This window comes from Armatimonadia bacterium (assembly GCA_039679385.1).
Taxonomy (GTDB): domain Bacteria; phylum Armatimonadota; class Zipacnadia; order Zipacnadales; family JABUFB01; genus JAJFTQ01.
In genome coordinates, this window is the sequence record JBDKVB010000095.1 from 24,703 (window position 1) to 46,051 (window position 21,349).

Below are 21,349 nucleotides of genomic sequence, written 5' to 3' on the forward strand. Positions count from 1 at the left end.
CCCGGCTTCAGCTTCCAGCCCCGGGCCTACCACCACTCACGGATGGCGGCCAGGACCTTCTCCGGTGTGAAGCCGAAGTGGTCGGCGAGGACCTTGTAGGGCGCGGACTCGCCGTAGCCCGTCATGCCGATCATCAGGCCGTCAAGCCCGATATAGCGTTCCCAGCCCTGGGCGATCCCAGCCTCGATGGCAACCCGGCGGCGGCACGCGGAGGGCAGGACACTCTCGCGGTAGGCCGCCTCCTGCTCTTCGAAGACTTCCCAGCTCATCAGGCTGATGGCACGTGCCTTGATGCCGTCTGCCTGCAGTGCCTGGGCGGCCTCAACGGCCAGCGCAGCTTCCGACCCGCTGCCGAGGATGATCAGCTCGGGTTCGCCCTCGCAGTCGACGGTGACATAGCAGCCGCGGAGCAGGTCCTTCATGTCCGCCGGACGCGGCAGGTTCTGAAGAGACTGGCGAGTGAGACAGAGGGCCGATGGGCCGGTCTTGCGGCTCAAGGCGATCGACCAGGCCGCTGCTGTCTCAGCGCCGTCGCCAGGACGCAGGACGGTGAGATTCGGGATGGCGCGGAGAGCGGCCACATGCTCCACCGGCTCGTGCGTCGGCCCGTCCTCACCTACAAAGATGCTGTCATGGGTGAACACCCAGACGGTCTGCAGATGGGAGAGCGCACCCACACGGATCGAGGGCCGCATGTAGTCGGAGAAGACCAGGAAGGTGCTGCCGTAGGGGATGAAAGCGCCATAGTAGGCCATACCGTTGCAGATGGCGCCCATGGCATGCTCGCGGATGCCGAAGTGCAGGTTGCGTCCGCTGAAGTCGGTGCGGCAGATGTCGCCTGCGCCCTTGATGAGCGTCTTGTTCGAGGGAGCCAGGTCGGCGGAGCCACCATACAGAGCCGGAACCTGCGCAGAGGCAATCTGCATGACCTTCCCGCCGTGGTTGCGGGTGGCGTCGGTGCTGTCGCCAACGGCTTCGAGCATCTTCTCGAACAGGTCTGCCGGCACTTCCTTACTCCACAGGGCCTTCCACTCGGCGGCCAGTTCCGGCGCAGAAGCCTTGAAGCCCGCGAACAGCTTCTGCCACTCGTCATAGGCCGGCTTGAGCGCTGCGGCGCGAGCGGTGAAGATCGCCCGCACCTCATCCGGAACGAGGAACCTGGCATCTGCAGGCCACCCGAGGTTGGCCTTGGTGGCCGCGAGCTCGTCGTCGCCCAGGGGCTCACCGTGCACACCGGAGGTATCCTGCTTGTTCGGGCTGCCCATGCCGATGTGGGTCTTGGTCAGGATGAGCGTCGGACGCGCCTTGTCGGCCTGAGCGGCTTCAAGAGCAGCGGCGATCTGCGCATGGTCGTGGCCGTCGGCACGCAGCGTCTGCCAACCATAGGCCTCGAAGCGCTTCGCAACATCCTCGGTGAAGGCGAGTTCGGTGCTGCCCTCGATTGTGATGGCGTTGTCATCATAGAAGAAGATCAGGTTGCCAAGGCCCCAGTGACCGGCCAGGGAAGCCGCCTCGGAAGCAACGCCCTCCATCAGGTCGCCGTCGCTGCAGATGCCGTAGACATAGTGGTCGACCAGCCCGGCCTGTGTGGCGTTGAACTTGGCCGCGAGGATCTTGCTCGCAAGGGCCATACCAACGCCGTTCGAGATGCCCTGACCGAGCGGTCCGGTGGTAGCCTCGACGCCCGGCGTGCGACCAAACTCGGGATGCCCCGGAGTCCGACTGCCAAGCTGCCGGAACTGCTGGAGGTCTTCCATCGACAGGTCATAGCCGGACAGGTGCAGCATACTGTACAGCAGCATCGACCCGTGACCTGCGGAGAGGACGAAGCGGTCCCGGTTGGGCCATTCCGGATCGGTCGGGTTGTACTTCAGGTAGCGGGTCCAGAGCACGTAGGCGACATCGGCCATGCCCATCGGCATTCCGGGATGGCCGGACTTGGCCTTCTGTACGCCATCGGCGGACAGCAGGCGGATAGTATTCACTGCGAGACGGTCGAGATCGCAAGCCATGGGTGACTCCTGAGGATACGGGTAAACGGAATAGACCGGTCCGTGTCACCAGACCGGCTGAAGATGGACCAGGCGATAGTGATCAGCGTAGCTCAAGGCTGAACCAGAAAGCTGTGCAGAGCGGAGCGCTCCGGCACCGGCCGCCCGACTCACGCCAAGGTCAAAGAATACACCTTCTGCGGGTTGCCTGCCAACCCTTCAGGAGGCCTCTGCGGCCAGGGCACGGGCGAAGCCCCGCAGTTGCTCCCGGTCTGTCTCAGAGGCCACCGGCCCCACCCACAGGCTGAAGGGTACACCTGCCTTCACCACCGGGCCCGGTGACACGACTTCGCCTCCAGCATCAGCAAGGAACCCCTCGATGGAGTTCACCGTGCGACGTCCCCCGGCCCCACTGTGCACCGAGAAGGCCCCGACGCGCTTGCCCGCCAGTGACTCGCGTGGCAGCGACCGCAGGAAGCCCTCCACCGGACGTGCAATGCCGGTGCCCGCGCCCTTGATGGAGCCGGCATGGCATGGGCTGCCAATAGCGACGACCTCTGCCCCACTCAGGTCTGCATCGGCCTCCGTGCGCAGGTTCACTTGCGTGACCTCGTGCCCGGCGGCCTGCAGAGCCTGGGCGATATCCTCAGCGGCCCGGCCCGTATGTCCAGTCTTGGTCCAGTAGACGATAACAGCCTTCATACCGGTCACCTCATCCCTGCGTCAGTGAAGCCGAAGTTCCTCGCTCCCTGGCTTCCTTCCTGCTCGCTTGTCGCACGGAGGACCCGCGACGACCGGCCGCGAAATGACCCACAGACCGCGAATCTGGGAGGGAGCCCCCATGTCCGACACTGTGCCCAACTGGCATCGCAAAGCCTTCTTCGGACTGCACTACGACCTGCACCCGAACGAGAACGACACGGTTCTTGGTCGCGACACCTCGGAAGAGCACGTCCGCGAGGAGCTTCTCAAGGCCAAGCCGGACTTCGTGCAGTACGACTGCAAGGGCCATCCCGGGTACACCGGGTACCCGACGAAGGTCGGAACGCCTTCGCCGGGCATCAAGCGCGATGCCCTCAGGATCTGGCGCAAGGTAACCCGGGAGCTGGGAATCCCACTCTCCGTGCACTACTCCGGAACGTGGGACGGCGTCGCCCAGCAGCAGCATCCCGAGTGGGCACGCATGAAGGCCGACGGCACGCCCTGGGCCAACAGCCTCTGCGCGAACAAGGGGTATGCCGAGGGGCTCATGATCCCGCAGATGCTGGAGATCGTGCGCGAGTACGATGTAGACGGCTTCTGGGTCGACGGTGAGAACTGGGCAGCCCAGATCTGCTGGTGCGACACCTGTCGGAAGCTCTTCACCGAGGAGACCGGCATCACCGAGATCCCGACGGAGCGCGGTCAGGCCCACTGGGAGGAGTGGCACGCCTTCCAGCGCCGCAGCTTTGAGCGCTACGTAACCCGCTACACCGAAGCCATCCACGAGCTGAAGCCGACCTGTCTGGTGTGCAGCAACTGGATGTACTCGGTGCGCCAGCCCGACGAGGTCGCAGCTCCGCTGGACTACCTCAGCGGCGACTTCACCCCTTCCTTCGGCACCGAGACTGCGCTGATCTAGGGCAAGTTCCTCGACAGTCGGGGCCTGCCCTGGGACCTCATGGCGTGGTCCTTCCTGCGCGTCGGCGACAACCCCTGGACGACCAAGACCGTAGACCACCTGTGCCAGGAGTGCGCGGTCGTGATGGCCAACGGCGGCAGCGTCTTCATCTACGACGTGCCGCAACGCTCCGGACACGTCATCGGCTGGCACCAGGACATTCTAGCCCAAGTCGCCGCCTTCTGCCGCCGACGCAAGGCCGTCAGCCAGCATACAGAGTCCGTCCCCCAGGTGGCGCTGCTGCACAGCCAGAGTCACTACTACGCCTCGAACCAGGGCCTCTATGCCATGGGCTCGGCCCTGACCCCGGTCACGGGAGCATTGTTTGGGCTCCTGGAGAACCACTGGCACGTCGATGTTCTCAATGAAGATGCGCTTCTCCGCCGCCTGGAGGAGTACCCGGCAGTCGTCGTCGCCGAGCAGACGCATCTTCCGACGAAACTCGTGCAGGCCCTCGAACGTTACGTACAGGAGGGCGGGCATCTCGTGGTGAGCGGCGCGGAGACCTGTCAGGCCTTCCGGCGAATCCTGGGGGCCAAAAAGCGCGGCAACCTGCGGGAAGAGACGCTGTTCGTGGGAGTGGGAGACGAGTCCGTGCCCGTGACAGGTCCCTGGCAGCCGCTGCGGCCTGAGGAGGCCGGCGAAGTTCTGCCGCTGCTATCCGACCAGGAGCCCGAGCGCGACGGGCTTGGCTTGCCGGCGGCAATCTCGAATCGCGTCGGCAAGGGCACCGTGGTGGCGGTTCCCGGCCCGGTCTTCGCGGCGTATGGACGGGCAAGGTACCCGCGCCTTCGGGCGGTCATCGGGCGGATCATGAAGGCGGCCTTGAGCAAACCCCTGGTCGAGCTGAGCGGGCCTCCTTCGGTGCAGTTGTCGCTCCGGCGCAAGGGCAACCGCCTTCTGGTCCACCTGTACAACCTCGGAGCGGAGCCGACCCTGAGCCCGACGGCGCACATGGTCGAATCGGTGCCTGCTGCGGGACCGCTGAAGCTGTCCCTGCAGTGCCCTTCAGAACCAAAGCAGGTCTCTCTGCAGCCCGGGAAGCAGAGCCTGGGATGGTCGTACAAGAACGGGAAGCTGCAGGTGGCCATCAGCAGTCTCCACATCCATGAGGTCCTAGTGGTTGAGCTCTGAAGCATGGCCCCGGAGTAGCTACGAACTGCACCCTGGTAGGAGGTCGCAACTGTGAAGCCTGGTCGAAGGTACAACTATGCCGGTCTGCTGGTTCTGCTCCTGGCGCTGAGCGTCACGACGCTGTGCGCTGCTGCGCCACAGGTCTCCAGCCTGACCGTGACGGACACCGACGGCAACCCCCTGCCGGCACGGGTGACACTGACCCGTGTGGGCACACCCACGCCGGATATCTACGTGTTCTTCACCGACCGCGGTGGCCTTTGTCGCGTGGATTCGTGCCCGGCCGGTGAAGCGACCGTCGAAGTCACCCACGGACCGGAGTGGAGCATCGAGACCTCGACCGTCGAGGTCGTACCGGGGTCAGCCGGGAAGCTGTCTGTGAAGCTGCAGCGTCTCTTCGATCTCAACGCCCAAGGGTACTTCGCAGGCGACGGTCACCTACACTCGACCGCCAGCGACGGCAAGCAGACGCCGGCAGAGGTCGCCTACCATTGCCGCTGCGAGGGCCTCAACTGGGCCTTCCTCACTGACCACCGCGCGGTACGCGGACACGCTGAGTTCCTTGCGCAGGCAGCTCCGGGGTTTCTGCCCCTCGGCGGCCAGGAGGTCACGACGAAGCTCGGCCACATCCTCGGCCTGGGCACCACCGCGGTCATCAGCGACAAGACGGATGAGGGCTCGGCGGACGTTGCACGGATCATGGGCGAGATCCATCAGCAGGGCGGCATGGCGGTCATCGCTCACCCCATGACGCCGACCATGTCCTACACCCAGTGGGACGTCATGGACTTCGACGCGATCGAGATCCTCAACGGGTCGCTTCCACCCTATCGCGGGCTCTTCGACTTTGTTCAGGCACGGACGCGCTGGCACCAGCTACTCAACGAGGGCAAGCGCGTCCCGGCGGTTGGCGACTCCGACAACCACGACAACACCAACGGCATGGTCCGCGCAACGCTCAAGGACCCGGAGACGGCGCTGAAGAAGGAGCCCCGTCTCAACCTGTTGTGGAACCTGCCGAATCGCGACGAGCTCCTGGTGCCCTGGGCGCTGAAGGGCCTCTACCCGGGCACCTATCGCACGTGTGCGAAGCTCTCCAACCTCGCACAGCCCGAGATCATGGGTGCGCTGAAGGCCGGGCGCAGCTTCGTGACCAACGGGCCGCTGCTGCTCGTAACTGTGGAGGGCACGGATCCGGGGAGTTTGGTCGAGGGCACTGAGGCGACCGTGAAGTACCAGGCCGTCTGCAACCGCGGGCTTGAGCGCCTCGACCTTGTGGTCGATGGCAAGGTCGCCAAGTCCTGCAGCCTGACCGGCCTGACAGCATCGGGCGAGTTGACTGTGTCCTTGCAGGGCGCGCATTGGCTGACCGTCGAGTGCTACGGGAAGTGGCCGGAGTTCGCCACCACGAACGCCTGGTACGTGAAGTGAGCCTCAGGCGAGGTGCTGGAGCTTGCCCGTCTCGATGTAGTGGACGCGCTCCACAACGTTGACGGTGTGGTCGCCGATCCGCTCGAGATAACGGGCCACCAGCAGCAGGTGCGTCCCCTGGAAGACAAGGCTGCCGTCGCGCTTCATGTGCTCCATGAGCTGGTTGCGCAGTCGCGTCCAGAGCTCGTCGACGGCCTTGTCCATCTCGGCTACCTGACGCGCAGCCTCCAGGTCGCGGTTCACGAAGCAGCGGATCGCGAGGTTGATCATGGCCTCCACCCGCTGGGCCATGAGGGGGATATCCTCCAGCGGGCAGAAGAAGGGTTCGGGACTGAGGCGCCGGGCGATCTTGGCGATGTCCTTGGCATAGTCGCCCATCCGCTCCAGGTCGGAGCCCATTCGCACTGCCCCGATGATCAGCCGCAGGTCTCGGGCAAGGGGCTGCTGAGTGGCCAGCAGTCGTGTGCTGACGGACTCGATCTCCAGGTCGAAGGCGTCGGCGACGTCATCGCTGCGTCGGACCTCCTCCGCCAACTCACGATCCTGCGTCACGAGGGCCTGCATGGCCCGTCCCAGCATGGCCTCGACAAAGGTGCCCATGCGCAGCACGGTGTCGGCTAGCTCGCCTAGTCTGCCTGCGAAGGCCGACCGGATCCCCTGCCCCTGTTCAGCCATTACCCGAACCTTCCTCGGATGTAGTCTTCCGTTCGCGTGTCGGAGGGCGTCTCAAAGATCCGCACCGTATCGTCGAACTCGATGAGCTCGCCCATCAGGAAGAAGCCCGTCTTCTGTGACACGCGGGCCGCCTGGTACATGTTGTGTGTGACAATGACGACTGTGTATTGTTCCCGGAGCTGCATCATCAGCTCCTCAATGCGGTAGGTCGCGCCTGGGTCGAGGGCCGAGCAGGGCTCGTCCATCAGGATCACCTCGGGCTCGACGGCCATGACCCGCGCGATGCACAGGCGCTGCTGCTGGCCACCCGAAAGTGAGAAGGCCGAAGCCCGCAGCTTGTCCTTCACCTCGTCCCACAGGGCTGCTCCCCGAAGTGTCCGCTCGACGATCTCCGCAAGCTCCGACCGGCTATGGGTGCCGTGCAGACGCGGTCCGTAGGCGATGTTGTCGAAGATTGACATCGGGAAGGGATTCGGCTGCTGGAACACCATCCCCACGCGCTTCCGCAGGGCAACTACGTCCACACGCCGGTCGTAGATATCCAGCCCATCCATGGAGATGGTGCCCTGGGTCCGGACACCGTCGATGACGTCGTTCATCCGGTTCAGGCAGCGCAGGAAGGTCGACTTGCCGCACCCCGAGGGGCCGATCAGCGCCGTTATCTCCCGGTTGGGAACCACCATGTTGATCCCCTTGAGCGCATGGAACTTCCCGTAGTAGAGCTGCCAGTCCCGGACCTCGAACTTGCCCGGCCCCGAGGTGCCGGCCGGCTCTTCGGATTCAGTGACCACGCCCGCCGAGGGCGCTGGCTGCTCACTGGTTGTCCGTTTGTCGGAAAGCACTGCAGTCATCCCTCAGTTCCTCTTCCTGCGTAGGTACGCACGCAAGGCGATCGCCACTGCGTTGAACCCCAGGACCAGCGCCAGCAGGACCAGCGCGGTCCCCCACTTGGTCGACTCGGGAGCGTTTGGAAGCTGGGTCGAGATCGCGTAGAGGTGGTAGGGCAGCGCCATGAAGGGCTTCAGAAGCGCCTCCGCAGGCCCCGGCGTATGGGTAGCATAGAACACGGCTCCGGTGAGCAGGATCGGCGCCGTCTCTCCCGCTGCTCGTCCAACCGCCAGGATCAGGCCAGTGAGTATCCCCGGCAGAGCGTTCGGGAGGACGATGCGCCGGACCGTCTGCCACTTCGTGGCCCCAAGCGCCAGGCTCGCGTTGCGCTGATGCTGCGGGACCTGTCGGAGGGCCTCCTCAGTCGTCGTGATCACCATCGGCAGCACCAGCAGCGCAAGCGTGCCGGCTCCCGCCAGGAGACAGCTCGGGGTGGCCTGCTGCGGCGTGAGGTGCAGCCATCGGATCAGCGCGGGCATGACCACCATCACCAGCAGACCAAGCCCGAACAGCCCATGCACGATCGACGGGACGCCTGCGAGGTTCATGATCGCCAGTCGGACGGCGCGGACCAGCGGGCCCTGACGTGCGTACTCGGTCAGGTACACAGCCCCCAGGATGCCCACGGGAAGACTGAGCACTATCGTCACCAGGACCAGGTACAGCGAGCCAAGGATCGCCGGGAAGATACCACCGGCGGTCATTCCCTGCTCCGGCGCGGCAGTCAGGAACCGCCAGGATATCCCCGGCAGGCCCTTGCTCGCCACAAACCAGACCAGCAGGACTGCGGGCACGATGACTGCGACCGACACCAGCCACATCAGCGTGAAGGCCACTGCCTGCTGGACACGCTGCCGGTAGGCGCCCTGGTAGAGGCCCCGAGCGGCCGAACCCTCTGTCGCTTGCCTGCTAGCGCTGCTCGACATGCCTGCTCCTGTTGGTGACACAGTCGGCTGCCGTGTTGACCAGGAAGGTGATCGCGAAGAGCAGCAGGCCGATCATGAACAGCGCGTGGTAGTGCTCCGACCGGTGCGCAGTCTCCCCCATCTCCGCCGCGATGGTTGCAGTCATGGTGCGAACCGGCCGGAACAGCCCTCGCGTTAAGGAGGGCATGACCGGCGAGTTCCCGGTCACCATCAGCACCGTCATCGTCTCGCCAACGGCACGCCCGATGCCCAGCATGATGGCGGCGATGATGCCCGACTTCGCGGCAGGAAGGGTCACACCGATCAGCGTCTGCCAGGGAGTCGCACCGAGCGCCAGCGACCCCTCGCGGTAGGACCGAGGCACCGCCTTGATCGCATCCTCCGCGACGGAGACGATGGTCGGCAGCGTCATGATGGACAGCATGACTGCCCCGGTGATCGCCGCCAGACCGGTCGGCATGTTCAGCGCGGTAGTCAGCCACTCGGGCCCGGGTATCGCCTTCGAGCCCGCCACGCACAGCGTCTTGATCCACGTGCCGACCAGCAGCAGACCGACGAAACCGAAGACAACCGAGGGGATGGCCGCGAGAAGCTCCACCACCGGCTTCACGATCTCACGCAGCCACCCGGGCGCTACTTCCGCCACGAAGGCCGCACAGGCGACCCCGGTGGGAATGGCGATCAGCACAGCCCCGACCGTCACCAGCAGGCTGCCCAGAATCAGCGGCAGTAGACCGAACTGGGGTGGCGTCGCCGTCGGGTTCCAGCTCGTCCCCCCGAGCAACTCCCCAAGGCTGGTGTTCTTGAGCACCGGCAGGGCGTCGCGGGTCAGGAAGAACAGGAGGAGAGCCACGAAGGCAATGGAGGCCATGCCACAGGCGTGGATGGCGACCTCGACAAGGGACTCCCATACTCGCTGGATTCGTCTCGACATTCGGTCCCGCTCCGGTTGACTTGGGGCGGGGTCGGTGGTAGATCTCTGAGGGAGCGCCGACCCCGTCCGGGGGACACAGGCGCAGAAGGGTGCGCCTGTCCTGTTGAGCCTCTACTTCACGGGCACAAAGCCCTTGGCTTCGACGATCTTCTGACCCTCGGCACCCAGGACCCAGGTCAGGAAGTCCTTGACCTCTTGCCGGGCGTCGGACCGGGTGTACATGAATAGCGGTCGCGAGATCGGATAGGTGGCGTCGCGGACGGTCTGGAGGCTCGGGGTGATAGGCTTCCCGGCCTTGTCAACGATCGGCACGACCTTGACTGTGTCGGTGAGGTACCCCAGGCCGACGTAGCCGATCGCGCCCTCGACGGAGGCGACCTGATCGCGGATCTGGTCATTGGACTGTAGCCGCTGAGCGGCGGCGGCGAAGTCGCGCTTGCTGTTCTTGTCGCCCTTCTGGATGACGTGCTCCTTGAAGTACTCGTAGGTGCCGGAGGTCGAGTCGCGCGACAGCAGCACGACTTCGCCCTTGCCTCCGAGGGCCTGCCAGTCAGTGGTCTGGCCGATGAACAGGTCGGAGAGTTGGTCGATAGTCAGCTTCTGAATCGGGTTGGCCTTGTTGACGATCACGGCGATGCCGTCGTGCCCGACCAGGTTCTCCACCGGCTGCACGCCCTTGGCCTCACAGGTGCTCTTCTCTTCATCTTTGATCTTGCGCGAGGCATCGGCAATGTCGCAGGTGCCGTCGGCGAGCGCTGTGAACCCCGTGCCCGTCCCTCCGCCGGTCACGCTAACGGGGACGTCGGTCTTCGCGGTCTTGTAGGCCTCTGCGAGCCCCTGGGCAACCTGAAGCAGTGTGTCCGAACCCTTTAGCTGGATGCCGCCTGCGGCAGGAACCGCTCCGGCGTTCTCGGAGGGAGTGCCGGCCTCTGGGGCAGTGGACGGCCTTGACTCTCCGCCGGGGCTCTCTGGGCCGGTCTTGGGGCAGCCGGACAGCAGCACGGATACGGTCACGAGGAGCGTGAGGAAGACAGGCAGCGTGCGGTGCATACCTTGCGTTTCTCCTTCTCGATGAGGGTGTGTCGGGGACGTGCTATCGCATCGGCCTCCGACAACCTTCAGGCTAAACGTAGGGCGTCAACGAGCGGTTAATGCTCGGTTAAGAGCGAGTTAAGGTGGCCGTTGCGCGAGGGGATCAGGTCTTCTCCGGGGGCTGCGGGAGGACGATCACAAACCGCGAGCCGCCCTCTTCGGGGGCTTCCACCCACACACGGCCGCCGCTGGACTCGACGGCATGCTTGACGATACTCAGGCCCAGTCCAGTTCCGCCAAGTGCCCTGGAGCGACTTCGGTCCACCCGGTAGAAACGCTCAAACACCCGTGTCCGCGCTTCTTCAGGGATTCCCGGTCCCGCGTCGGTGACGGTGATCCGGACCTCTCCGCTGTCGGTCGCTTCGCCTGACACCTGGATCGAGCGCTGCGCGGGCGTGTACTTGACCGCGTTGTCGATCAGATTCACCAGGGCCGAAAGCAGGTTGTCCTCCGAGCACCACACAGAGAGCCCCTCGGGGGCAGTGACCGTGACTTGCAGCTCCTTCGCCGCCGCCTGGGGAGCGAGGCGCGAGGCGGCCTCCTGAAGGGAAGCTATCACTTCCAGCGAGCGGGGACGTGGCTGGCCCTCGAGGCTGTCAAGTCGGGCCAGAGTCATCATGTCGTCCAGCAGACGGCCGAGGTTCTCGGTGTTCTCCACGATCTGCGAGACAAAACGCCGCGAGGCCTGAGGGTCCTCAAGGGCACCGCCTTCGAGAGTCTCGGCGAGTGCCCTGATCGAGGCCACAGGCGTGCGCAGCTCGTGCGAGGCATTGGCCACGAAATCCTGGCGCACCTTCTGCAGCCGCATCAGCTCGGTGATGTCGCGCAGAGACACTACGGTCCCCAGCGGCTCGCCTCTGTCATCGAGGATAGGGTTCGCACTCAGGGCAAGGGTGCGTGCCGGTTCGCCATGGGAGACAATCTGGTCTCGCACAAGGGTCCGGAGACGGACCGCCCGGTGGCAGAACTCCACGAGGTCGTAGTTCAGCGCGACCTCCGAAAGCCTGCGTCCCACGGCGCGTTCCGGCTCAATGCCCAGCAACTCGCCGGCGGCCGGGTTCAGGGTCTGCACTCGCTCCTCCAGCGAGACCACGACGACCCCATCGGCCATCTGTCCGAGCACCGAGCGCAGATGAGCGGCGCTGCGTTCGAGCCCGTGACGTGTGGTCTGCAGGTTGTCCGCCATCGTGTTCAGCGCCAGGGCCAGTTCAGCGGTCTCGTCCTTGCTCTCCAGGTGCGCGCGAGCCGTCAGGTCACCTGCTCCCAGGGAGCGCGCGACCCGGAGCAGCTCATCCAGTGACCGGGCCATTCCCCTCGTCAGCCAGCCACCAGCCACGGCAGCAAGGACAGCGGCAGCTAGCGCCGCCAGGAGGATAGCTCTCTGCAGCGCCTCAGCCGCCTCATGAACGGTGGTCATGGGAAGTGCGAGACGGACCACGGGCGCCTGCGGCCCGGAGCAGGAGGCCACGTACATCATGTCGGCTCCAACGGTGACGCTGTGTCGGACCGACCACCCGGTCCCCTCCCGGCGTGCCTCGGCGACCTCCATACGGGTGTCGTGAGGGTCCATCTGCCCGACGTCGCCCTCGCTGTCTGCGAGAACGCGCCCCGAGGCCGCCACAACCGTTACCCGCGCCCCGGTCATGTTCGCGATCCGCGCAACAGGGGCGGAAAGCCGCTGCTCGCCGGCCGCTGCGATCATGTCCCCGGCCAACTGACACTGCTTGAGAAGATCGACGCGGAGCTCGCGGGTAAGGTAGTCCTCCCCCACGTCCTCAAGATGTGCCGCCAGCAGAAGCATCACGACGCCAATCAGCGCCGTGTAGGCTCCCACGACCTTCCACTTCAGACTCAGACGCATCGAGTTCACTCTGCCATCTTGTAGCCGACACCGCGGACGGTGAGGATGTGCTGCGGCGCACTCGGGTCGTCCTCGAGCTTCTCGCGTAGCCAGCGGATGTGCACGTCTACCGTCCGTGGATCGATGTACTCACTCTCGCCCCAGGCCTGCTGGAGGATCACCTCGCGCGTCAGCGCCCGACCGTGGTTCCGTGCCAGACACTCCAGGAGGGCAAACTCCTGGGGTGTCAGCGTCACCTCTCGGTCGCCGGCCGTGACGGTCCGTCGGGCTCGGTCGATGCTGATGCCCCGGACGCGAAGGACCTCCTCGGAGGGCTCAGCGCCGGCCTGGGCGCGCCGGAGAACCATCTTCACTCGCGCCACCAACTCGCGCATGTAGAAGGGCTTGACGATGTAGTCGTCTGCCCCCATCTCAATCCCCGCAACGCGGTCGCTCTCCGACGCCTTGGCCGTCAGCATGATCACCGGCACCGTGGAGTGTTTGCGCAAAGCCCGGAACACGTCGAGGCCGTCCATCCCGGGGAGCATCAGGTCCAGGATCACCAGGTCCGGCTGTCCGGCCAGGGCCTCAGCAAGGCCGGTGGGTCCGTCCGCAGCGCTGATTGTCCGGAAGCCCTCCTGCCCAAGTGTGTAGGCTACTGACTCTGCGATGCCGGGGTCATCCTCCACGATCACCACGGTCCCCTTGTGCCCCGCGTCCTTTGACTTTGCCAACTGCCTCACCGCCCTTATCGCCTTCTGGCCAGACCTCAGCCCGTGTATTCCCGGACGGTACCAGCCGGCGATTAACGGCCTGTTAAGGTGTCGTGAATCCGCGATTAACGGCTCCCGCCAGAGCCGGTTCTGGTACACCGGTTCCTCACTGCTCGGCCAGAGGAGAGCTAACCTCGGCCTAACCGGGACTTAAGCCTCCCGTAACCCCGGCACCCTATGCTGAAGCTGCCCACGACCCTTCCGGGCCGTGGAGTAACGCTCGCACAAGGAGCACGCGAAATGTCCCGACGTCACGGTTTCACGCTCATCGAACTGCTCGTGGTGATCGCGATCATCGCGATCCTGGCATCCATCCTGTTCCCGGTGTTCGCGCGGGCACGCGCCAAGGCTCGCCAGACAAGCTGCCTCAGCAATGAGAAGCAGATCGGCCTGGCTATGCTCATGTATTCCTCCGACTACGACGATACGCTGCCGTCCTCCTACTACTATGTCAATGGCTCCAACAAGAACAACGGCTACGTGCAGTGGAGCGGCGCGGTGCTCCCCTATGTGAAGAACCAGCAGATCTTCGTGTGTCCTGAGCATCAGGTCAAGGGTTGGGCACCGACCTGCTTCACCACGCCTCCGGTCGATCCGCCCGCGGGCCAGACCTCCGCAGTTGCCGGTGTCAACGACGTCCAGGCTCCACGGCTCAGCTATGTAGCCAACGAGCTCCTGATCCCGCGCAAGAAGTACGCTTCCATCCCGCAGCAGGTTGTGAGCCTGTCGAACGTTGACGCGCCTTCCGACGTGATCCTGCTTGCCGAGTACACGGACAGTCTCTCGTCGCTCCTCGACAGCTCGCCAACCGGCGGAGATGCCATCAAGTCTCACCGGCCGACGAATGCCGTGAGCATGGGTGGAGCAGTCTTCGACGGCGAGAGCTACGTCCCCGGCACGCCCGTGATCGCCCTGACACCTGCACAGTGCAAGACCGCAATCGACGCCGCGAAGACCAGCAGCGCCATGGGCAACCACCATATCTGCTACATCAACCCGGAAATGCACAATGGCGGCAGCAACTACGTGTTCGCCGATGGCCATGCCAAGTGGTACAGCCTGGGCCAGACTCTCGACCCCAACAACTTCCTCTGGGGCAAGCGCGCGTACTCCTGCCCCGGCTCACCGGCCATCCAGCGAGCCGACGGTAGCGGCCCCGTCAACTAGGGCACCAAGCGGATGCCCCTTTGGCCTATGAGGCACCGCAGAGACCATCTCCCGATCATGGCGCCGGCTTGTCCGGTGTCATGATGGGTTCTGGGGTGCGCCGTCAGACTACCGGGCGGAAGAGGAGCCGGCCTACTGGGAACCCGTCGGCGGACCGGCCAGGGGACTCGCCTCGACGACCACCGCAGCCCCGTAGGCAAGCACCTCCGTGATCCCCTGCATGACCTCGTTGGCATCGTAGCGCATTCCGATGACAGCGTTCGCGCCCATGGCGTCGGCGTGCTGCATCAGGAGGTCGAAGGCTTCCTCCCGCGCCTGCTCGCACAGCTCCGTGAAGACCGTGATGCGACTGCCGAAGCCGCCGAAGAAGGCTTCGATACCCCCGATGAAGTTCCCAACGACACTGCGCGACCTTACGGTGATGCCGCGTACAATCCCCAGGTTCCGGACGATACGGCATCCTGGAAGCTCAAAGGCGGTTGTGATGAAGGCTGGGTCCATGCGGTCGGCCCTCCGTTCAGGGTGTGATGATCGGCACCGTGGCCAGGCCCGGCACCCTTGGTCTCCTACTGTCTCGTTGTGGCAGGTGCGTCCCCTCTGCTCACTCGTGTGCGTACTGATGCCACCGACATGACAACGCTACCAGGCCTCGGGGCTGCAGACCGGTAGCCCTCGCCCAGGTATAGCCAGGTGTCGGTCGGTGAGTGCCGCACTGTGACCGCCGGGCCGCCGTTGAGGCGGACCGTCGTCTGGTCACCAGCCGTGACGAGGGCGAGTTCCGTCCAGTTGGTCGGCCTTGCCTCGCCGCAGCGCAGATCCTGACCGGCAGCCTGTAGGCGTACCTCACCTTGCCGGCAGATCACCCGTGCCGGGCTCTCGGCATCGCCCACGGTGCACAGGACTGCCTCCTCCGCCGACACGGGACGGAAGCGGAGCACCAGCTCGACCCCGTCGCCCCGGTCACGGCAGTTTTCGTCCACGTCGACTCCGGCGGAAGCACCGGCGCCCAGTCGCAGGACCCTCTCGCCCTCCAGTTGCTCCGACTGAAGCACCGGCCCCGAGGCCGTCTCGGTAGCGAAGTCCCGCTTCGTGGCAGCCTTATCGGCGGCATCGAGCCAGAGCACCGGCGCCATCGCGGGTGCCGTCGGCGTCGCCTCAGACCCCGGTAGAGACCCTCCGAGCTTCTCCGCGACCCAGGCGTGCTCCGCCGCCGAGAGACTCGGCGCAGGATACAGGGCCATGCCTCGAATCTCACCGGTCAGCCCCCGAAGTGCACTGGTGGGGTTTCGGCGGTCACCGATCGATCCGGTCGCACCGTCGATCGGCGCGGCCTTGTCGGCGCTGAACTTCACCTGCTCCGCGCGGTCATTGACGCGGAAGGTCATCAGCCCGGCCTGGAGGTCCACCGACACAGCCACGTAGACCCACTCGCTCGTCCCGAACCCCAGGGACGGGGTCACGTTGCGCTCCGGGCTGTCCACGAAGCCAAAGGGCCTGAGGCCCTGTTGCTCGCCTGGAGTCAGCGCAAGGACGAACCCGGAGCGTCCTCTCGATGCGCGTGTGTCGAGGAGCACTCCGGCCTCCTGCGCTCTTAACCGCGCACAAAGCGTAAACCCCGCTTTGCCGAGAGTCACAGGCTCACGCGTCAGGAGGCGCTGGCGACCGTCGAAGCGCAAGGCATCGTCCACTCGTACGGGAGCGGGATCGGCGGTCCAGTAGGTGCGCGGAGACAGGTAGTAGCGCGAGGGGTCCGGAAGCGGTGACACTCGCACCCAACAGATGGATCGGGTGTGGAGCCCCTGGCTGTAGCTCACCCAGACTGCGTTGTCGCGCAGCCACATCTGCGGGTAACAGACCACGGGCTGCCCTTCACTAAGGCCGGGGCCGGCGACGAAGTTGCGCCCCGAACCGCGGGTGAAGAACAGGGCCAGGTTCTCTCGGTCGGAGACGAAAACCCCGGCCGGCCAGTCGTTATGCACCATCATGAACCGGTCGCCACCGGCGGCGAGCACGTGCATCCGCGAGGCCACGGTCTCCAGCCGCACCGGCTCGTGGGGCGTCCAGGTCAGTCCACCATCGGTGCTGCGAGACTCGAGCAGCATCTCCGACGGATGGGGCCCACCCTCTCGCGGCGGCCGGTTGTCGTTGTTGCGTGAGACCATCCTCACTGTGCCGTCCGGTTGCTCCCACACCGTCGGCTCCCACTGCGCCCAGGTGCGTCCAGGCTGCACAGCCCCCGGCGATACAGTCCAGGTGACCCCGCCATCGTCGGTGATCAGGACCGAGTCCCGTTTCTCAGTGCCCCACCAGTTCCTGCTCATGCTCTCGGGCGCATCCCTGGCAGGTGGACCGATCATCGTAGCAGGTGCCAGGACGCGACCCGAGCGAAGCTGGACCGGGTTCTGCGTCGGGAAGAGCCGCCAATGCTTGCCCTCCACCAGCGGGCCTGGCTCACCCTCCCACAGCAAGCGACGGTTCTCCCACTTGCCCGAAGGGGTGCGCAACCGCGAGAAGTAGCACCCGTTGTACTCGTCCCGCGAGTTCTGGCTCCAGAGGCACCACAGTTCCTGGTTCATCACAATCAGGTTCGGCTGCCATTGGGTGCCCGTCGGACAAGGGATCGGGTTCGCCGCGTGCTCTGCATCCGAGAAGGCAGGCACCGGCGGCGTCCAGGTCCGGCCGTCGCTGCTGGTGCTCATGTAGTTCAGTTGCCCCGGTTTGCCCTCGGCGGGAGGCTGGTTGCCGTTCCACAGGCAGAACCAGCGGTCGCCGAACCACGCGATGCTGCTGTCGTGGTTGTACTTGAGCGCACTCGCCCTGCCGTCCACCACGAAGCCTCGCTCAAAGGCCGGCTGGTACAGTTCATAGCTGCGCCACGGCCCGGCAAGGAGCATGGGCATCGCCCACAGCAGACTCCACGGCACCTCCGATACACTCCCTTTACACCGGCCCGTAGTCGGACAGCGGCTATGGCCCGACGATTGCAGAACCCTCCGGCAAGCAGGGACCGTCGGCGGCCCTGCACAGATCACCAGGGACGTGTCGTGTTTCGGCCCGCAAGGTCCGAACTCCTGCACCGGCCCTGCCGCCGTAGCTCTTCCGCCAATCGCGCCGCGATCGTGCCACGCCTTGGAGGTATCCCGTGAAGCTCAGAGCCCTTGTCATCGACGACTCACGTATCATGCGCCGTATGGTCATGGACGGACTGCAGAAGACAAACCTGGCGACTTTCGAGTTCATCGAGGCCGAGGATGGCGTCGACGCCCTCAGCAAGTTCAGCCCCGACGACATCGACATCGTGTTCGCCGACTGGAACATGCCTCGCATGACCGGCATCGAGTTCGCCCACAAGATCCGGGCCATGCCCAACACCGACCACATCCCCATCATTATGGTCACCAGCGAGAAGACCATGGGCAAGATGGAAATCGCCCTCGACAAAGCGGGAGCCAGCGCCTACGTGAGCAAGCCCTTCACAGTGGAGGAGCTCCAGCGCAAGCTCGCCCGGGTGATCGCCGGCATCCAGTCTCGTCCCCAGACCCCAAAGCCTCCGAAATCCGGTGGCGGCGGGTTCTTCAGCAAGCTCATGCGTGACATGGGCTAACGCCGCTGCCGCACCAAGTCTGCGTCCACGAGCCTGCAGCGTGAACTGCGCCTGCGCTCCTGGAGCGATTCCTCAGAGGTTACATCTATGGCGACCACCACTTCTGTCCCAGAAACCTATCCGCTCGACGCACAACTCGCCTGCGCAAGGGACTCCGTCCTCACCACGCTCTCCTCGGCCTGCTCGACGGAGGGGAGCTATGCGGGCAACGACGACGAGACCTGTCCCTGTGACGGTGTCGCAGGAATCATCTCGCTGGTCGGAGACATCAGTTGGTCCCTGATGTGGACCTTTCCGCAGCAGGTCGCGACACAACTCGCCGTGCGTTTCGCAGGCTTCGACATCGAGTATGAGAGCGACGACATGACGGACGTTGTGGGCGAGCTCGCGAACGTCCTCGCCGGCGAGGCACTTGCAAGACTTGATGCACTTGGGGTTAAGGCGACGATGGGTTTGCCGATGGTTGTACGGGGCACGAACCTGAACCTGATGCTGCCCGACGGCACCCCGCGGATACACCTGCGCTTTTCCTGCGACGAGGGTCCCTTCTACCTCATTCTGGGTGCCCGCAAACAGGCGTAGTCAGCCAAGCCATGATGGGAGGTCTGACCAGACACCCTATGGATCCAACACCCGCCGATGTCCTGGGACGAGCAGTAGCGCAACTCAGCCGCCTGGACCCGGGCGACCGTGATGCAGTCGTCGAGATGGGAACGATGCTCGAGGAAGCGTTCTCTGGGCTGTCCCCGGAGCAACCGCAGGCCCAGGCACACCTCATGACGGCCCTGTCTGGCCTGCAGGCCGTATTCACCGGCACGGCAGACAGTCCCGCGTCGGTCATCTCCCAGGTCAAAGACGCTGTGGCGCACGCTCTCGAAGCCCTGGCCGAAACACCCGCCGAGGAGCCGACCGTGCCGGAGGCGTGCGAAGACACTTACGCCACGCCGCCGACCCTCGACGAGGTGGCCAGCCTGCTGGTGCGGACCAATACCGAAGACCCGGAGCAGTTGCAGCAGCTTGCGACCGCCCTGCATGCCGTCGGAAGCCGGCCGGACCTCCCGGAGGAGGTTGCCCTCGAGCTTCACGAGGCGTGCGCAGCCGCAGACGACCTTGGAGGGGCAACTCCCGAGCAGTGGCCCGCCCTCCTGGACCAGATCAGCACGCACCTACAGGCCGCGATGCCCGAGGAGGCCCTGACGGAGCCGACGCCAGACTCAGAGGCCGCTGTCTCCTTTGATACGGACACGGACACAGAGGCCGAGACCAGTACACCCTGGGGCCAACTGCCGGACGACGCCGACCCCGACCTCCTCAGCGAGTTCATCACCGAGACGCGCGACAACATCTCAGGCGCCGAGGCCGCACTCCTTGCCCTGGAGACCGATCCCACCGACGAGGAGAGCGTCAATACCGTCTTCCGCGCCTTCCACACGATCAAAGGGACCTCCGCCTTTCTGGGTCTGGATGCGATCACCGGGATGGCTCATCGGGCGGAGTCTCTTCTGAGCCGTGTGCGAGATCACGAAGTCGTGTTTGCCGATGCCTGCGCAGACCTTGCGCTCCGGGCCATCGACATGCTCAAGGAGCTCACGCACGCCCTTCAGGATGCCCTCGGCGGCGTGCCAATGACCGAGCCGGCGACCTATGCAGACCTGATGCGGTGCCTCAATGACCCCGACTTGTCCGCCCAGGCTGACCCGGGACCGCAGGCGCCCCGTGTTGGCGACATCCTCGTGGCCGAGGCCGTCGTGCCCCGCGACGACGTCGAGTTGGTGCAGGCGTCGCAGGGGCAAAGGCCCATCGGTGAGGCGCTCGTGCAGTCCGGCCTGGCAAAGGTCACCGATGTGGCCCGAGCCCTGCGCACTCAGCGTCGGATGAGCACCGACACTCGGGCGGCGGAGAACACTGTTCGTGTTCGCACCGACCGTCTCGACAAGCTCATTGAGGCCGTCGGCGAGCTGGTGATCGCCCATTCGATGATTGCCCAGGACCAAGGCGTGATCGATCAGGGGCACCACGAACTCGCCAAGAAGATCACGCGCACGACCAAGATCATCCGGGAGCTGCAGGACCTGAGCATGGCCATGCGCATGGTGCCTCTCAAGCCCACCTTCCAGAAGATGGCGCGACTTGCCCGAGACGTCAGCCACAAGTGCGGCAAGCACGTCGAGTTTCTCACCGAGGGCGAGGACACCGAGATTGACCGGAACATGGTGGACATCATCGGTGACCCGCTGGTGCACCTCGTCCGGAATGCCGTTGACCACGGCGTCGAGTCCCCGGAGGAGAGAGCTGCAGCAGGCAAGCCGACTGTCGGTCGGGTTCGTCTCGTCGCCTACCACGCCGGCGGCAATGTCGTGGTCGAGATCCAGGATGACGGCAAGGGCCTGGACCGTGAGCGCATCCTGACGAAGGCCGCCAGTCGGGGCATCATCGAGGCCGACCGCGGGATGTCCGACAGCGAAGTGTACAACCTCATCCTCGCGCCGGGCTTCTCGACGGCCGACAAGGTAACCGATGTCTCGGGCCGTGGCGTCGGGCTCGACGTTGTGAAGCGGAACGTCGAGTCTCTGCGTGGACGTGTCGACATCAGCTCCTCGCCCGGCCAGGGCTCCACCTTCTCCCTCCGGCTGCCTCTCACCCTGGCAGTCACCGACGGGATGTTGGTGCAGGTTGGCGCCGAACGCTACATCATCCCGACCGCCAACATCGACGTCAGCCTCCAGCCTACCGAGGACTCGCTATCCACAGTAGCCGGTCACGGGGAGATGGCGATGGTGCGTGACGAGCTGATGCCCATCGTGCGCGCACACCGTCTCTTCGGGGTCCGTGATGCCGTCGAGGACCCCACGAAGGGGCTGCTGGTGGCGGTCGACGATGGGGACCATCGCTACGCCTTGCTGGTCGATGCCTTGCTGGGACAGCAGCAGGTGGTTGCCAAGTCCCTGGGCGACGGAACCTGGCGCGTTCCCGGCGTGAGTGGTGGTGCGATTCTGGGAGACGGACGGGTCGGGCTCATTCTGGACACCTCGGGTGTCTACGCCCTCGCACGGGAAGGTACGGGGCCACGTCCTGCCTCGACCGGAACGAGCCCGACCCTTGCTCTAGCCTGAAGCCGGCCGCGCCGGTCACAGCTTGAAAGGAGACACCATGAGCGGCGTTACCACAGACGCACAGACGGCGGTCCCCGCGAGGGGGCCCGACGACGACCTCGTCGAGCGGAGCCGAGGCGGG

Annotated in this window: 18 protein-coding genes; 7 read left to right on the forward strand and 11 right to left on the reverse strand. The window is 65.2% G+C overall.

The window, feature by feature from the left end; genetic code table 11:
* Positions 1-26: 26 nt before the first annotated feature.
* Together tkt and ABFE16_11210 are read right to left on the reverse strand one after the other, a co-directional pair.
* A complete protein-coding gene (gene tkt / locus ABFE16_11205; GenBank protein ID MEN6345860.1) occupies positions 27-2,012 on the reverse strand; it encodes a transketolase in 1,986 nt (661 codons plus the stop codon).
* 198 nt (positions 2,013-2,210) lie between these two features.
* On the reverse strand, positions 2,211-2,693 hold the full coding sequence (locus tag ABFE16_11210; GenBank protein MEN6345861.1) for a flavodoxin domain-containing protein: 483 nt from the start codon (positions 2,691-2,693) through the stop codon (positions 2,211-2,213).
* Between the two features lie 139 nt (positions 2,694-2,832).
* Between ABFE16_11210 and ABFE16_11215 the strand changes: the two genes are divergently transcribed.
* From ABFE16_11215 to ABFE16_11225, 3 genes are read left to right on the forward strand one after another with little or no spacing between them, the layout of a single operon-like run.
* Entirely contained in the window at positions 2,833-3,612 is a 780-nt protein-coding gene (locus ABFE16_11215) for an alpha-L-fucosidase (protein ID MEN6345862.1), read from the forward strand.
* Between the two features lie 39 nt (positions 3,613-3,651).
* Positions 3,652-4,785 (forward strand): hypothetical protein, encoded by a 1,134-nt coding sequence (locus ABFE16_11220; protein MEN6345863.1) that lies wholly within the window; start codon positions 3,652-3,654, stop codon positions 4,783-4,785.
* 51 nt (positions 4,786-4,836) lie between these two features.
* Positions 4,837-6,216, forward strand: a complete 1,380-nt coding sequence (locus ABFE16_11225; GenBank protein ID MEN6345864.1) for a CehA/McbA family metallohydrolase — start codon at positions 4,837-4,839, stop codon at positions 6,214-6,216.
* 3 nt (positions 6,217-6,219) lie between these two features.
* Here ABFE16_11225 and phoU read toward each other — a convergent pair whose 3' ends face one another.
* The 7 genes from phoU to ABFE16_11260 all read right to left on the reverse strand — a co-directional run bounded on the left by phoU (position 6,220) and on the right by ABFE16_11260 (position 13,305).
* Positions 6,220-6,891 carry a phosphate signaling complex protein PhoU gene (gene phoU, locus ABFE16_11230; protein MEN6345865.1) on the reverse strand — a complete coding sequence of 224 codons (672 nt, stop codon included), beginning with the start codon at positions 6,889-6,891 and terminating at the stop codon, positions 6,220-6,222.
* Positions 6,891-7,742 carry a phosphate ABC transporter ATP-binding protein PstB gene (gene pstB / locus ABFE16_11235; protein ID MEN6345866.1) on the reverse strand — a complete coding sequence of 284 codons (852 nt, stop codon included), beginning with the start codon at positions 7,740-7,742 and terminating at the stop codon, positions 6,891-6,893. The genes phoU and pstB overlap by 1 nt, the downstream gene beginning before the upstream one ends.
* Before the next feature lie 3 nt (positions 7,743-7,745).
* Positions 7,746-8,705, reverse strand: a complete 960-nt coding sequence (gene pstA, locus ABFE16_11240; protein MEN6345867.1) for a phosphate ABC transporter permease PstA — start codon at positions 8,703-8,705, stop codon at positions 7,746-7,748.
* On the reverse strand, positions 8,689-9,639 hold the full coding sequence (pstC, locus tag ABFE16_11245; protein MEN6345868.1) for a phosphate ABC transporter permease subunit PstC: 951 nt from the start codon (positions 9,637-9,639) through the stop codon (positions 8,689-8,691). Before pstC ends, pstA begins: the two co-directional genes overlap by 17 nt.
* A gap of 111 nt (positions 9,640-9,750) precedes the next feature.
* A complete protein-coding gene (locus ABFE16_11250; GenBank protein ID MEN6345869.1) occupies positions 9,751-10,689 on the reverse strand; it encodes a phosphate ABC transporter substrate-binding protein in 939 nt (312 codons plus the stop codon).
* Between the two features lie 145 nt (positions 10,690-10,834).
* Positions 10,835-12,592 (reverse strand): ATP-binding protein, encoded by a 1,758-nt coding sequence (locus ABFE16_11255; protein MEN6345870.1) that lies wholly within the window; start codon positions 12,590-12,592, stop codon positions 10,835-10,837.
* 5 nt (positions 12,593-12,597) lie between these two features.
* On the reverse strand, positions 12,598-13,305 hold the full coding sequence (locus ABFE16_11260) for a response regulator transcription factor (GenBank protein ID MEN6345871.1): 708 nt from the start codon (positions 13,303-13,305) through the stop codon (positions 12,598-12,600).
* 279 nt (positions 13,306-13,584) lie between these two features.
* Here ABFE16_11260 and ABFE16_11265 point away from each other — a divergent pair, with 279 nt between their 5' ends.
* Complete coding sequence (locus tag ABFE16_11265; GenBank protein ID MEN6345872.1) at positions 13,585-14,511, forward strand: DUF1559 domain-containing protein; 927 nt, start codon at positions 13,585-13,587, stop codon at positions 14,509-14,511.
* 132 nt (positions 14,512-14,643) lie between these two features.
* On the opposite strand, the gene ABFE16_11270 is transcribed toward ABFE16_11265, so the two are convergent.
* Positions 14,644-15,012, reverse strand: a complete 369-nt coding sequence (locus tag ABFE16_11270) for a YbjQ family protein (protein MEN6345873.1) — start codon at positions 15,010-15,012, stop codon at positions 14,644-14,646.
* A gap of 65 nt (positions 15,013-15,077) precedes the next feature.
* Complete coding sequence (locus ABFE16_11275; GenBank protein MEN6345874.1) at positions 15,078-17,435, reverse strand: sialidase family protein; 2,358 nt, start codon at positions 17,433-17,435, stop codon at positions 15,078-15,080.
* A 218-nt stretch (positions 17,436-17,653) separates the two neighbouring features.
* Between ABFE16_11275 and ABFE16_11280 the strand changes: the two genes are divergently transcribed.
* From ABFE16_11280 to ABFE16_11290, 3 genes are all read left to right on the forward strand, one after another.
* Complete coding sequence (locus ABFE16_11280) at positions 17,654-18,115, forward strand: response regulator (protein MEN6345875.1); 462 nt, start codon at positions 17,654-17,656, stop codon at positions 18,113-18,115.
* An 87-nt stretch (positions 18,116-18,202) separates the two neighbouring features.
* Positions 18,203-18,697 carry a chemotaxis protein CheX gene (locus ABFE16_11285; GenBank protein ID MEN6345876.1) on the forward strand — a complete coding sequence of 165 codons (495 nt, stop codon included), beginning with the start codon at positions 18,203-18,205 and terminating at the stop codon, positions 18,695-18,697.
* Positions 18,698-18,735: 38 nt separating this feature from the next.
* A complete protein-coding gene (locus ABFE16_11290; protein MEN6345877.1) occupies positions 18,736-21,228 on the forward strand; it encodes a chemotaxis protein CheA in 2,493 nt (830 codons plus the stop codon).
* Positions 21,229-21,349: the final 121 nt, after the last annotated feature.

Coding starts and splice junctions, on each gene's coding strand:
- ABFE16_11290 (MEN6345877.1), top strand. CDS start 18,736: ATGGATCCAACACCCGCCGATGTCCTGGGACGAGCAGTAGCGCAACTC.
- pstC (MEN6345868.1), bottom strand. CDS start 9,639: ATGTCGAGACGAATCCAGCGAGTATGGGAGTCCCTTGTCGAGGTCGCC.
- ABFE16_11270 (MEN6345873.1), bottom strand. CDS start 15,012: ATGGACCCAGCCTTCATCACAACCGCCTTTGAGCTTCCAGGATGCCGT.
- ABFE16_11285 (MEN6345876.1), top strand. CDS start 18,203: ATGGCGACCACCACTTCTGTCCCAGAAACCTATCCGCTCGACGCACAA.
- ABFE16_11250 (MEN6345869.1), bottom strand. CDS start 10,689: ATGCACCGCACGCTGCCTGTCTTCCTCACGCTCCTCGTGACCGTATCC.
- pstA (MEN6345867.1), bottom strand. CDS start 8,705: ATGTCGAGCAGCGCTAGCAGGCAAGCGACAGAGGGTTCGGCCGCTCGG.
- pstB (MEN6345866.1), bottom strand. CDS start 7,742: ATGACTGCAGTGCTTTCCGACAAACGGACAACCAGTGAGCAGCCAGCG.
- ABFE16_11215 (MEN6345862.1), top strand. CDS start 2,833: ATGTCCGACACTGTGCCCAACTGGCATCGCAAAGCCTTCTTCGGACTG.
- tkt (MEN6345860.1), bottom strand. CDS start 2,012: ATGGCTTGCGATCTCGACCGTCTCGCAGTGAATACTATCCGCCTGCTG.
- phoU (MEN6345865.1), bottom strand. CDS start 6,891: ATGGCTGAACAGGGGCAGGGGATCCGGTCGGCCTTCGCAGGCAGACTA.
- ABFE16_11265 (MEN6345872.1), top strand. CDS start 13,585: ATGTCCCGACGTCACGGTTTCACGCTCATCGAACTGCTCGTGGTGATC.
- ABFE16_11220 (MEN6345863.1), top strand. CDS start 3,652: ATGGCGTGGTCCTTCCTGCGCGTCGGCGACAACCCCTGGACGACCAAG.
- ABFE16_11210 (MEN6345861.1), bottom strand. CDS start 2,693: ATGAAGGCTGTTATCGTCTACTGGACCAAGACTGGACATACGGGCCGG.
- ABFE16_11255 (MEN6345870.1), bottom strand. CDS start 12,592: ATGCGTCTGAGTCTGAAGTGGAAGGTCGTGGGAGCCTACACGGCGCTG.